Below are 13822 nucleotides of genomic sequence, written 5' to 3' on the forward strand. Positions count from 1 at the left end.
TTCTAGCTTATAACCTCTTGAGATATAAGATGGTATTGATGGCTAGTAGTTTAAAAGGAGTCTTTCCCAATCAACTCAGTTTTCATGGGGCGGCATTGCATATTGTTCATGAGTTAACGCAGTTGCCATTTGTGACACCAGGGAACATACCGAAACAAGTAATGGTACTAGAAGAGATCGCGAAGCAGTTTATTTTACCTGCTAGAAGAGAACGAAGTTACCCTAGAGTATTGAAGTGCTCAAAAAACCGATATCCCGTTAGAAAAAACAATGCCGCTCACGTTAAGTGAACGGCATTAGCCCATTGGGCGACCTCTTCTGTAATGCTTTGATTCAGTCTTACGCTTTTTTAGCTGTTAACTGATCAATATCACGTGTTTGCTGAAACCAAAAACGTTTTCTGCCTGAAGATTTAGACATGGGTTTATCCTTTAATAATAATTTGCATCAATATGCGTGTAGCCTGAAAAGAATTACTTATCTGATGTAATTATACGAAAGGAAAACTTCATGACATGAACTGGTAAGGCAGATGTAGGAAAGGTTTCTATTGCACACGGTTGTATTACATATAAATAGGTCTATCGTTAGGCCTGTTGTTTACTATTTATCAGTGTAACTCAATGAAAAATAGTAGATAAATGCTGGCTAAAGGCCAGCATTTACTTGAAGAATAAATCTTCGAATTATAGAGCTACAACATTTGCAGCTTGCAGACCTTTCTGGCCCTGCTCAACGTCAAAAGAAACCTTTTGGCCTTCAGCTAGTGTTTTAAAACCTTCAGAAGCGATTGCACGGAAATGAACGAATACGTCAGCGCCGCCGTTATCTTGAGTAATAAAGCCAAAACCTTTCTCTTCGTTAAACCATTTTACGATGCCAGTAGTTGAATTAGACATATATGCCCCTTATAAAAATTCATTAATAAATTAATCGCAGTATTGCGATATGCTGAGAAGTTGAATTATTTAATGTTACGATGAAGCTAAGGGAAACACTGAGGACAAAAACTTAACGAAGATGTATCTGAGAGTTTAACTTGTACTTATGCTGCATTAATAACCCTGAACTACAGAGCGAGGCGTAAAGTAACACGTTATAAATATAAGTAAAGAAATAATTTAAATTATTCATTCCGTCTACACCTTGAACTGCCCAACTAATTGTTGCTGTTGATCTGCTAACTGAGTCAGTTCCTCGCCAATTCTCGCTGCCGATTCGGCTTCACCTGTGATCGCGTGGCTCACATTACAAATGTTGCTGACATTTCGGTTTATCTCCTCAAACGCAGCACTCAGATCATCTGCCGCATTAGCGTTCTGATGGTTCATCTCATGGATCGAGCCAACTGCATCAAGGATCTGCTCTAGCATTTCCATTGATTCGTTAACCTTACGCTCGGTGTAAAGGGTCTTATCGTTGCCTGTCATCATCACCTTCACAACCGCATTGGTTCCCTTATGCAATCGCTCAATCATAGTACGGATCTGCTCGATTGAATTTTGGGTGCGCCCGGCTAACGCCCGTACTTCATCTGCAACCACCGCAAACCCCCTTCCCTGATCTCCGGCCCGCGCAGCTTCTATCGCAGCATTAAGGGCCAATAGGTTAGTCTGCTCAGCAATACCCTGGATAACCTCTAAAATAGAGTTAATATTGTCACTATCCTGTTCCAGTTGCGTTACCACCGGCTGGGCTTCTGAGATCAATTTTTTCAGCTCTCTCATGGCGATCATATTATCGGTGAGCACCGCTTTTCCCTGTTTAGCCGCTAAGTCTGCTGAGTTGGCTGCATTTGCCGCCTTGGTGATATTGTTGGCCATTTCATGTGTCGTGGCATTTATCTCCTCGAACGCAGTCGCCACCATTTCAACTTCCCGATGCTGAGCCATAACCCCTTCACTGGTTCGCAGAGCCACATCGGCCGACTGAGTTGCTGTCGAACGAGTACTTTCCACTGTGACAACAACATCTGAAATTGTACTTCTCAGTTTTTTCTGAAAGAGGTTGAACCATAACGCCAATTCACCCGTTTCATCTTGTTGCTTAATGCTGATTTCCTGAGTGAGATCCCCTTCCCCTTCGGCAATATCTTTCAGGCGTGCCGCCATGATCTTAATGGGAGCAACCAGTGTTCCCGCCAGCGCCCATAACAGCAGCATAGCCAATCCGATGAACAGCAAGCCGGCGGCAACTTGCGATAACATATTCTCTTGCTGTTGTGTTTTTACCTCGCGCCCCAGTGACAGAGCCTGGGCCAGGATCACCTCACGAGGCAGACTGATATATAGCCCCCATCCCCTATTACCCAGACCAAAGGTGACAGGCTTGAACATTTGCAGGACAGAGCCATCAGCGCTCCAGGCAAGCTGCTCCTGATCTTGTCGGAGCCATTTATTCAACGTATCAACCTGCTTGGTGGCATCGGCAGATATTTTTTCACCTAAGAAGGTGGAGTCTCGATCAGTTCCGGCGATAAGACCGCTGCGACTAACTAGCAGAACCTCACCCTGACCATCAAAAAGTTCACTGTCCATATGAGTCACGAGCTTCTGTAAACCCGTCAAGCTCAGATCTATGCCCAGCATCCCTTTTACTTTGTTATCTTCTTTGAGTGGCAGGGTCAGGCTGGTCATTAATTGCTCGGTATCACCAACAGGGTTCAGATAAGGTTCAAGAAGGCACGTCCCCTGGGTACGGATACTACAGGCATACCATTCATTGCTTTGAATACCATTTTGATCAGGTGTCATGTTGGAAAGTTCTTTTTCCAATATCGCCTCAGGCGTGATCGTCCCGTCAGGCTCTCGTGCCCAGTATCGTGCAAAACGACCAATATCATTGGATCCCAACGATGCCGAATCAATATACTCTGCATCATTACCGTCCAGTTGGTTCGGCTCGAATATCACATAAGCCCCCAGCAAATCACCGTATAACTCAACAATCTGACGAATTCTGGTATTTAAGTCTCCCCGTAAGGCTTCGTTTTTCAGGTTATGTTCCTGCGAATTATTTTTTTGATACATAACTTCCTGAGATAACATCTGCCCGATGGTGTGCGCCTCATCGAAAGGTTTGATTATCTTTGCAATTTCAGCCTCTGAACGGGCAACCAGTAACCGCTCTGCGACCTGGGTAAAATCATCCAGAGTTCTTTCGTTAATTAAGGTCTGAGATTGCTTGGCAGAGTAAAGCGAAAAGGAGAGCAGAGAAACGGTGGTGATCAACAGACAAAGACCGCTGGCAAGTATAATTTTCCACTTTACAGAAAAACATTTCATACACGTATCCTAACTTGAATAATTATTATAATTCTTTATGACTTCTACTTTTCTTAGTGACTTGCCATTTAAAGCGCATCGGTAAATCAGGCATTGGTGACTCTAAAACTTATTGCCATCCATCCCCTAACGCCTCGTAACATATTAAAATCGCTCAAGCTTAATGGAAGATAGTTCCGTTTACAGCTTCAGCAAATGCCGGTTTTGCATTGATTTTTTTGTTTATATCGCGTTTTCTGAAACTCATATTCACGTAAAATAACTTAGTTTACAGGTAACTATATAATCAAAATTACTGACAATAGTTTGTTATTAAAATCACTTATCGATATTACCTCAGAAAATACGGTACGTTTTGTGATGATATAGTTAAAAAAACAGTCAAGATTTATAACAAAAAAGAAAATTGATTCTGATCAAATATTTCACCCCGCTGTCAGCGCTATGTTTCTTAGCACCAAATGCTTATTTAGCTCCCAATAGACGTGATGGAATACAAAATGAAAAATCAAAAACCTATTTTGGTTGTCGCTGTCGGCGGCAATGCCTTGCTTCAGCGAGGTGAAGTCATGAGCTGCGATAACCAGGTCAAGAACATTGCACATACGACTTCGGCTTTAGCCAAACTCAGCGAAGACTACCGTTTGGTTATTGTGCATGGCAATGGCCCACAAGTCGGCTTGCTGGCCTTACAGAACCTGGCATATAAGGATGCGCCACCCTATCCGCTTGACGTTTTAGGCGCTGAGACTCAGGGCATGATCGGCTATTTAATGGAACAAGGCCTAAAACGCGTTATGCCAAACAGCTTGTTCAGCACAGTGTTAACTCAAATAGAGGTAGATCGGAACGATCCTGCTTTTGCCGATCCGAGTAAATTTATCGGTCCGGTTTATGACGAAGTTACAGCGCGTGATTTTGCACAGCAATACGGGTGGGAGATCAAAGCCGATGGCAAATATTGGCGTCGGGTCGTTCCATCTCCTGAACCGCAAAATATTGTACAACTTGAAGCTATCCGTGCTTTGCTCGATGTGAATCATACTGTTATTTGCTGTGGCGGAGGTGGCTCACCAGTCGTCAAAGATCAGCAGGGTTATACCGGCGTAGAAGCCGTTATCGATAAAGATCTTGCTGCCGCGGTACTGGCTAAGCAGCTGGGAGCCGCGCACTACTTGATCCTGACCGATGGCGACAATGTTTGTGTTGACTGGGGCACGCCAAATGAAATTCCTTTGTATGACGTAAGTGTAGAGGAGATCCAGCAATATACCTTTGCCGCTGGTTCAATGGCCCCGAAGGTTGATGCCTGCTGTGATTTTGCCAAAGCAACAAAGGGAACCGGCCATATAGGTTCGCTACACAAAGCTTATGAGATCATGACTTTCGAATCCGGTACACATATCCGGGTTTAATCAACAACGATTCCACTTGAATTTAAAGTTACGGGCAACGGATTGCCCGATAATAGAGAAAGTTATCTCTTCTACAAAAAATTAATTTTAAAACTCAATCAATAATCAACAAACAATCTTTCAATGTCATGAAAAACCTATATAGCTATTCCGCTATAGGTTTTTCATGCCTGCGTAATACCTTCATATTTCAGATGGATTATAAAAAATCTTTAAAATAAAATATCGAAAAACAACGTTAAAAAAAAGATAAAAATGTGAGTGGGAACATAAAACAAATTAAGCACACCACAGTAACACCGATTATTGATTCTGGTTTCAGAAAATATAACGCAACTCACCGATACTAAGCTCACAGCTTGGGAGGATATTAATGTCAACAGTAGATACCTCTCCCAACAATTAACCACACACAATATCTAATGTAGATCAATAAGGAAATGTTATGAAACTACCATCGTCAAGTGCAACCAATTTAAATAAAGAAGGCCTGCGTCATTTCCTAAAAACACAGGATTTCACCAAGAAAGAACTCACAGATATTCTTGAGCTAATGGCGATGCTGAAACAAGCTCGCCATGACAATGCCATCCCTCAGCTATTTAAGGGAAAATCTGTGGCGATGGTTTTTGAACAACCTTCTACCCGTACTCGCGTATCATTTGAAACAGCAGCAACTCTGCTAGGCGGCCATGCCCTGTTCCTTTCACCCAAAGACATTCACTTAGGAGCGAAAGAGTCGCTTGAAGATACTGGCCGAGTTCTTTCCAGAATGGTTGATGTCATTATGGCCCGAGTCGACGATCACAGTACCGTTTCTGGCTTAGCGGAGCATGCAAGCGTTCCCGTCATCAACGGCTTATGTGACTGGCTGCACCCAACCCAAATTATGGCTGATCTGTTTACCATGATGGAACATCTGCCAGAAGGCAAATCACTGAGCGATCTGACTGTTGCCTTTGTTGGTGATGCCACTAACGTCGCATCGTCTCTCATGTTTGCTTGCACTAAGTTTGGTATGACCTTTAAACATATTTGTCCTGAGCGCTTTAAAGCTCCGCAAAAATGGGTTGATATCGCATTAGATAACTGTGAAACCTCCGGCGGCAAATTGGTGATCACCGACGACACCAACCAAGTTGCAGGTTGCGATATCATTGTTGCAGACAGCTTCTACTGGTTCGGTCAGGAAGATGAAAAAGAGATCCGCCTTTCAACTTTCATCCCGGAGTATGTCGTCACTGAAGATCTCATGGTAAAAGCCGGACCAGATGCCGTGTTCATGCACTGCTTGCCAGCCAATGATCAGCGCGAATGTACCCGTGAAGTGATGGAGTCTCCTCGCTCTGTAATCTTTGATGAGGCAGAAAACCGCCTGACAGCTCAAATGGCCCTATTGGTCTACCTGACCTATCCCCACAATAAGCCAGCATCCGAAGAAACGTTAGCCGCTCACAAAGCGAAGATCGAAGGCTTGCTAAACAACCTGTAATTAAATGTTGCTCCCAACATCCAAGGTGCCAGATCCTGGCGCCTTACTCTATACCCAAACTACTTCAAGATGCAGGATTCAGAGTGACGTCAGCAAGCCTAGTTCAAGGTTATTTTCTTAAGTAAAAAAGAATATTTTTTAAAGTCCGTAATTAAACACTTACTATATAAAAGGATAAATATCGATATGAGTGGCGATATCATAAAGCTTTCAAGAAACACGGAAAATGCACCAAAAAGTTCTGTATCTACGCAAACTGTAGCTTTTTCTCATTACAATAATATTTCAGCTCAATTACCTGTAGACCCTAAAACTGGTGAAATTGTAGCTGGTGGTGTAAAAGAGCAGGCAAAGCAGTGCTTAGCAAATATTAAAGCAATTGTAGAAAGTATCGACCACGTTATGGACGACGTTGTTAAACTAAATATCTTCGTTAAGAATATCTCAGATATTGAAGCTATAGATGAAGTTTATACAACTTTCTTCCAAGATGCTCTTCCTACACGTACGACAGTTGCAGTTGCAGCTTTACCTATGAGTGATGCTTTAGTACAAATTGATGCACTTATTTCAAATGGTGAAGGTACAGCTCCACAAGCTCCTTGCGACCTAATTAAAGTTTCAAGAAATACAGAAAATGCACCAAAAGGTCTATACTCACAAACTGTAGCTTTTTCTCATTACAATAACCTTTCATCTCAATTACCTATCGATCCAAAAACGGGTGAAATGGTAGTTGGTGGTGTTAAAGAGCAGGCTGAACAGTGCTTAAACAACATTAAAGCAATTTTAGAAAGTATCGACCACGTTATGGACGATGTTGTTAAAACAACTATCTTCCTTAAAGATATCTCGGATGCTGAAGTCGTAAACGAAGTTTGTGCAAAATTCTTCCCAAGCTATGTTCCTGCACGAACAGTTGTTAGCGTTGCAGCTTTACCTATGGATGCTTTGGTACAAATTGATACAGCTGTGTCACACGGCGATGGTACACCCCCACAACTTCCTGAAGACACCCGTCTACTTGTCATCGAAGCAAACAATACGGAAAATGCACCAAAAGTTCCATACTCACACACTGTAGCTTTTTCTCACTACAATCATATTTCAGGTCAATTACCTTTAGACCCAAAAACGAATGGAATGGTTGCTGGTGGTGTAAAAGAGCAGGCTGAGCAATGTCTAAAAAATATTAAGGCAATTGTGGAAAGTGTCGACCACGTTATGGACGATACAGTTAAAATCAATATCCAACTTAAAAACATCGCAGATATTGATGCTGTAAACGAAATTTACACTACCTTCTTCAAAGGCGATCTTCCTGCAAGAACAGTAGTTGGTGTTTCAGCTATCCCTATGGATGCTTTAGTACAAATTGATGCTGTTGTTTCTAACTGTGAAGGTACACCTCCACAAGCATAACAGGCATTTGATTGCAGCTGAGTGATACCAGATCGAAGGTCTACTGAAAGCAGGCTATACACAGCACAAAATTAATGTGAGCCCCCTACTCTATCCAGCAACATCTTGTTGCTGGATTTTTTGTTTATCTGATCCTCAAAAACGTTACCCGCTAGCCAAACCTTCCAGGTGGGTATGAACACTGTGAGCCAGTGCCTCCAAATCATAGCCGCCTTCCAGTACCGAGACGATCCTTCCGCCGGCGAAGCAAGCGGCGGCCTCAACGATAAGATTAGTTACCCAGCGGTAGTCACTTTCATCGAGCAGAAGTTGCCCCAGCGGATCAGCCTTGTGGGCATCGAAACCGGCAGAGACAAATATCATTTGCGGCTGATGGTAGTGCAAGGCAGGCAGCCAGTCCCGTTCGACAGCACGGCGAAACTCGCTGCCAGTGGTACCGGCAGGCAACGGTGAATTAATAATGTTGGATCGCTGAATATCATAGTAACGGTGGGGAAAGAAGGGATGCTGAAAAGTCGAGCATACTAACACCTCGGGGCGATTCTGAAATATATCGACAGTGCCATTACAGTGGTGCACATCAAAATCAAGTATGGCTACCCGTTCTATATCGCTATGGCTCAGTGCCTGCTCTACTCCCAGAGCAATATTGTTAAAAAAACAAAACCCCATGGCAATGCTTCTTTCAGCATGGTGCCCCGGCGGCCGTACCGCACAAAATGCATTGTTTATCTCACCGCCAATCACCATCTCTGTCGCCATGGTCACTGCCCCAGCAGCCAAACGGGCGGCATGCATGGTATGAGGATTAAGTGCCGTGTCGGGATCGGCATAAACCAGCCCTTTCTCCGGTTGCAGGCTGTCGAGCCAGCGAATGTGTTCAACAGGATGCACCTTCTCCAGCAGCTTCTCAGACACCGCCTGCGCAGCCAACCATTTTAACCGGTTGCTCAGCTCAGAAGATGCCAGGTATTGAGTAATGGCCCCAAGCCGTTCGGGACATTCCGGATGGTCCGATCCCATTTCATGCAGCAGATAATCCCCGTGGGTAATAAAGGCTGTGGTCATTGCTGGTCACTCCCTCAAGGTAATTGACTCGTCCCTATATCAACAATACTTTATATTTCAGAATTTCGTGAAAAAGGGATTAAATGGTTATACCCAAGTGACCTCAAGATGCAGGATTCAGAGTGAGCTCAGCGTGTTCAATTCAAGGAAAATGTGTGTAGGAATGGCCATCCCTTTCAAACACATTTGACACAGAAGTGAGCACGCTGACTCACTCCCGAAGGGCGAGTTTTATTGGCTCCGATGCTACGTTGCTGATTATTAACGTAGAACAACTATGTCTTCAAATCAGCGTCTTGCCTAGAAGCCAATAAATTCTCGCTGAACAAGCATCTTGAGGTCACTTGGGTATATGCTTAATATTCAGGGTTATAGTAAATTATCCCGATTGATATTATTAATAACTATAGTTTAATGATTCAAAACTGAGCGAGGATCCCAATGGACTGTATTTTCTGCAAAATCGCTAACAAAGAGATCCCGTCGAACCTGGTTTATGAAGACGATCAGATTGTCGCCTTCCCCGATAACGATCCCCAGGCTCCGACACATATACTGATCATTCCACGCCAACACATCGACACGATTAACCAGCTGGACAGTGATAAGAGTGCGCTTATCAGCCATATGGTGCTGACCGCGACACAGCTGGCAAAAGATCTGGCGCTCGCCGACGACGGCTACCGGCTGGTATGGAACTGCAACCGTCAGGGTGGCCAGGCTGTGTTTCATATTCACCTTCACCTGCTGGGTGGACGCACTATGCATTGGCCTCCGGGCTAAGCTTTGGATTGAAATATTTGGGGGGTATTGCAATAAGGATTGATGAACTTGGATTTGTTGGGGGGATTACGGCTCAACTCAAATGAGCCGTAATCGTTTTTGACTAGTCCTTGGTCGCTATAGCAACTCCCTCTTGCGTTGGTTGTTCAAGAATGGTGTCACCTTCCGCTACATCTTCGTCCGCTAGTACTACTGACATACTTTTATTAGGGAAAAGATGACTGGCAACCAGATAACCCGTCAGACTTAAGAGCAATCCAAGGAATATTCCATCTAAGCCGAAAAAGTCTACCCACTCATATTTGACGGCTAAAATACCAAAAGTACCTAATAATAGAGATACCCAGGTTCCCTGCTTACTTCCTTTAGGATAGAAATGTCCCATCAAATATGGAACTAATGTTCCACCCGCTCTAAGACTGAATGAGAACATAAGTAAAGTAATGATCGCACTGGTATTTAAAACAGCGATACCTATTGAAAAAATACCAATAACGAACATAGTTAGTCTTGCGACTTTCAATAACGAATGCTGATCAGCATTTTTATTGATATATACTTTGTAAATATCATTCGCAAAAATCGAACCCGCCCCAAGCAAGTCAGATGACGCCGATGACATCGTTGCTGAGGCAACCCCTGCAAATAGAAAACCTACCAGAACAGGTGGCATTACCTGAACAGCTAATGTTGGTAACGCGTACCTTGCTCCATTTTCAACAATGGCACTACCGTCTATCATTCCCATATCAACCATACTATGAGCGATAATGCCAAGCATTGCCGGGATCATGGCAAAGGCGAAAAAGACAACCGCAGCTAACAAACTCCCTATTAATGCTGTTTTTCCGTTTCTTGCCGCATAAAGACGCTGAGTCACTTCTTGGCCGCAGATAAAGGAAGCCGCATAGATAAAAATTAAACTAATTATGGTTGGCCAACCAATTCCTTCTGTCATCGACATTTTTTCAACAGGCGTATTAGCAACAACAACATCCCATCCGCCAACCATGTCGAGAGAATACGGAAGCACGGCTACCATACCGCAAACAATCATCAGCATCTGAGCAAAGTCAGTGAGAGATACAGACCATAGCCCGCCCATCATGGAGTAAGCAATAACAACCATCGAGATAACAATTACAGATGTCGTGTAATCCCACCCCATAATCACCGATAAGATCACACCAGATGCAATAAACTGAACAGCAGTTAGACCAATCAATGGCAGTATCATTATAATGGCAGTAAATAACGCCGAAGGCTTATCATACCGACGCCGAAAGAACTCAGGGATCGTTTTGACCATTGCTTTTCTTAGCATCGGCGCAACCATGGCAATAATAGTAAAGGTCACTCCCATCGTAGCGACATACCATAGCGCAGATAAACCCCACTCTCCATATGCCTTTTCCACCACCCCTAAAGATGAACCCCCGCCTATTTCAGTTGCAGCAAGCGTTCCTGCAATAAGAAATGGGCCAAGGCGACGGCCAGCAACTAAGAAATCTTCAGAGTTGTTAATTTTTTTTGATGAATATATACCGATGCAAACAAGGAAAGCCAGGTACCCAAGAACTATGCCTAATACAATTGTGTTATCAGCCATTTTACACTCCTTTATAAATTTATTGGCTCAAAAAGATGTATTGCTCTGCCTTATTCCAATATTAATGATTGATATATAAATAAAAGTGATGCAATTCGAGATGCATATAAATAGACAGTATGCAAATTTGTTTTTTTGACCTCTACTGCTTTTTTGCATTTCATGCTGACAATAAAATAATGCCGAAAAGTTAATTAAAAATAGTCAACGGTCAAAGATGACCAAATTCTTTATAAATTAACTTCCGTTTACTATTTATATCGCCAGATAGCACCTGTGTTAATTGGTTATTGGCTATTGACTAAGGCCATTTAGAATGAGCCGAACTTTTTCTTCATTTACTTCGAAAGCCTTGATCGCTTCAATAACATCAAGACAAGGCGCTGATAATCGATGCATATTTTTTTCGCGAACAACCGTGAATATTGACTCCGGAAAATCTTCCGGGATCCCTCTCGGTTCTATATAGCCACTCGATTGTTCTTGATAGTTACGGTGATGCTTTAAACAAGGCCAGCTTATAATTTCAACCGCCGCCTTGGCAATACCTTGTTCCCACTCGTTTCTCGCCTCTTGCGGTGATTTATCAACGTAGGAGTCTGTAGCTACTTCGGTATCAAGCCAGCCCTGCACCGTTGCGAGGTAGTGTTTGTGATCATACTCTTCGATCAATTCATTCACTGCTGATAGTTGATAGGTGTAGCAGACGTTTAAACAATAGATATCAGCCAGTGACATGCTGTTAAGTGCTTTTAATGTTCTTATCTGTGCCTTGTCATGCAACCCGGCTTCAGTTGCTTTTCTCTGCTTCTCTTCTCTTAATCGTTTCTCTTTTAAGAGCTTAACTCTATTTTTACCATCTTCTATAAGCCTTTGTGCCTGTTCTAAAATTTCAATTTCAGCAGGCGAATAGAGTTCTGTAAGTTCGCCAAGAATGACGATTTTAAGGATATTGGCTGCAATGGTGGCTTTGGTTTGCTTGCCTTTCAAAGCCTGACTATTTGAAAAATCGAGCATGATTTAACTCCCTAGATCAGGTTGTTTTTACCATTCTTCGCTGCTTCGTAATGTCATCACGTTTTTCAGATCCATTAGTACAAGTGTAACTAACTCTGCCTGGATGAAATAGCCAATCTCTGTGTACGATTAGTGGATTAGAGACGCTGAAAGGCTGGTGGGTTGATACTGCCCATTAAGGTGTTTACTGGTGGTTCCCAGCTAGTGAAAAACTACTGTTGAAATGGTTCATTACATTAAAACCTTTTTTCTGTATTAAACCTATGGCCCCAGAGTATTCTTTTGATGAGATGGCTCTACTGCGCCATTTTCGCCATCGCATTAGCAAGTACTTTCCCTGCCAGGATTACATCACTGAACTCGCTATATTCATCTGGATGATGAGATATCCCCCCCTTGGACGGAATAAAGATCATCGCTGTCGGCATAACTTGCGCCATGTACATGGCATCATGACCAGCACCGCTATTCATCACTCGATATGGAATATCTTCTTCTTCGGCTGCACTGACTAACGTATGAAATACTGATTCATCTAAATTCACTGGACGATCGTTGCATAATTCAAAAATCTCAAATTTCACATGGTGTAGTTTTTCTGCTTCTTCGATAGAGTAGTACATGTGTTTGACGACGGCATCTACACTATCTTTAATGATGCCGCGAATATCTACCGTGAACTCTACCTCACCCGGAACTACGTTCATTGAGTTTGGATACACATTCATCTTACCCACAGTCCCAACAGTACCTTCATCTTTGCGGATATATGCCTCATGATTAATATCATTAATAATACGAGCAGCAGCACATAAAGCATCAGAACGTAGATCCATTGGTGTTGCACCGGAGTGATCAGCGTGACCATTAACTTTGATACGAAAACGTGTTGGTGCCGCTATCCCTGAAACAATCCCAATATTTTGTCCATAGTTTTCAAGAATATTACCTTGCTCGATATGAGCTTCAACAAATGATTTGTAGCGATTATGATCAAGTTTGACACTTTCAATCTCAGATGGTGATACGCCTGAAGCATCAAAGAAATTCACACCTTCAGAATCAGCATTGGCTAACCACTTTTCAACATCAACGTTTCCAGACATTGCTTTACTAGCCATACATGCAAACCCAAAGCGGGAACTTTCTTCAGCACGAAAAATGATCAACTGAATGGTATGTTTTAGCTTCTGTTCTTTAATCTGCTCTAAGGCGTACAATCCTGCCATTACACCTACAGTGCCGTCGAACTTACCTCCACAATGAACGGTATCTAAGTGTGAGCCAGTAGCAACAATTTTTGCATCTGGATCAATTCCGGGAACACTCGCGAATATATTTCCCATTAGATCTTTGTGTACTTCATAGCCACTCTTTTCCAATAAGTTACACATATAATCATGAGCCGCATTATCAGCCGTTGTATAGGCGAGACGGTACATACCGTCTGAGGTTTCCCCGTACGCATTGACGGCATTAAAAATCTGTTTAAGGTTCGTTGAATCCATACTATTCCCCTTAGCGAACTTTCAAAATCCTAGTAAGGCTTGGCATTATTGGGAGTTCCGTTGTACTAGATTGCGAATRCTTTTTTAATAAACATTAACGAAGAAATATTTCAGCTAGTACATAGAATTAGCTATTTTATATCCACCAACTTGACCACATGATTTACCAAGAGAATGCATACGAACAACGTCTATCCAATCAATGAGCTAAATAACAATTTTCC

Annotated in this window: 10 protein-coding genes and 1 pseudogene; 5 read left to right on the plus strand and 6 right to left on the minus strand. The window is 42.7% G+C overall.

Features of this window, described 5'->3' with window-relative positions:
* Positions 1 to 290: pseudogene (locus L4D76_RS25420) on the plus strand (IS4 family transposase); the annotation flags it as partial.
* A 396-nt stretch (positions 291 to 686) separates the two neighbouring features.
* Here the strand turns inward: L4D76_RS25420 and cspE are convergent.
* Together cspE and L4D76_RS25430 are read right to left on the minus strand one after the other, a co-directional pair.
* Positions 687 to 899: a transcription antiterminator/RNA stability regulator CspE gene (gene cspE, locus L4D76_RS25425; protein WP_107282525.1), complete on the minus strand. Its 213-nt coding sequence runs from the start codon at positions 897 to 899 to the stop codon at positions 687 to 689.
* Positions 900 to 1139: 240 nt separating this feature from the next.
* The gene (locus L4D76_RS25430; protein ID WP_428443657.1) at positions 1140 to 3284 is read right to left on the minus strand and encodes a methyl-accepting chemotaxis protein; all 2145 of its coding nucleotides are present in this window, start codon (positions 3282 to 3284) and stop codon (positions 1140 to 1142) included.
* A gap of 500 nt (positions 3285 to 3784) precedes the next feature.
* Here L4D76_RS25430 and arcC point away from each other — a divergent pair, with 500 nt between their 5' ends.
* The 3 genes from arcC (at position 3785) to L4D76_RS25445 (ending at position 7613) form a co-directional block, all read left to right on the plus strand.
* Positions 3785 to 4699 (plus strand): carbamate kinase, encoded by a 915-nt coding sequence (gene arcC, locus L4D76_RS25435; RefSeq protein WP_428443658.1) that lies wholly within the window; start codon positions 3785 to 3787, stop codon positions 4697 to 4699.
* Between the two features lie 445 nt (positions 4700 to 5144).
* A complete protein-coding gene (gene ptcA, locus L4D76_RS25440) occupies positions 5145 to 6191 on the plus strand; it encodes a putrescine carbamoyltransferase (RefSeq protein WP_428443659.1) in 1047 nt (348 codons plus the stop codon).
* Positions 6192 to 6377: 186 nt separating this feature from the next.
* Positions 6378 to 7613, plus strand: coding sequence for a RidA family protein (locus tag L4D76_RS25445; RefSeq protein WP_428443660.1), 1236 nt, complete (start codon positions 6378 to 6380; stop codon positions 7611 to 7613).
* A gap of 144 nt (positions 7614 to 7757) precedes the next feature.
* Here L4D76_RS25445 and L4D76_RS25450 read toward each other — a convergent pair whose 3' ends face one another.
* Positions 7758 to 8681 carry a histone deacetylase family protein gene (locus L4D76_RS25450; protein ID WP_428443661.1) on the minus strand — a complete coding sequence of 308 codons (924 nt, stop codon included), beginning with the start codon at positions 8679 to 8681 and terminating at the stop codon, positions 7758 to 7760.
* Between the two features lie 441 nt (positions 8682 to 9122).
* On the opposite strand from L4D76_RS25450, the gene L4D76_RS25455 reads away from it, so the two are divergent.
* Positions 9123 to 9464 carry a histidine triad nucleotide-binding protein gene (locus L4D76_RS25455; RefSeq protein WP_428443662.1) on the plus strand — a complete coding sequence of 114 codons (342 nt, stop codon included), beginning with the start codon at positions 9123 to 9125 and terminating at the stop codon, positions 9462 to 9464.
* A gap of 103 nt (positions 9465 to 9567) precedes the next feature.
* Here the strand turns inward: L4D76_RS25455 and L4D76_RS25460 are convergent, their stop codons facing one another.
* From L4D76_RS25460 to L4D76_RS25470, 3 genes are all read right to left on the minus strand, one after another.
* Positions 9568 to 11073, minus strand: a complete 1506-nt coding sequence (locus L4D76_RS25460; RefSeq protein WP_428443663.1) for a sodium:solute symporter family protein — start codon at positions 11071 to 11073, stop codon at positions 9568 to 9570.
* A gap of 294 nt (positions 11074 to 11367) precedes the next feature.
* The gene (locus L4D76_RS25465) at positions 11368 to 12090 is read right to left on the minus strand and encodes a hypothetical protein (protein WP_428443664.1); all 723 of its coding nucleotides are present in this window, start codon (positions 12088 to 12090) and stop codon (positions 11368 to 11370) included.
* 296 nt (positions 12091 to 12386) lie between these two features.
* Positions 12387 to 13598 carry a Zn-dependent hydrolase gene (locus L4D76_RS25470; RefSeq protein WP_428443665.1) on the minus strand — a complete coding sequence of 404 codons (1212 nt, stop codon included), beginning with the start codon at positions 13596 to 13598 and terminating at the stop codon, positions 12387 to 12389.
* Between the last annotated feature and the right edge of the window lie 224 nt (positions 13599 to 13822).

Source organism: Photobacterium sagamiensis, assembly GCF_050337085.1.
Lineage (GTDB): Bacteria > Pseudomonadota > Gammaproteobacteria > Enterobacterales > Vibrionaceae > Photobacterium > Photobacterium sagamiensis.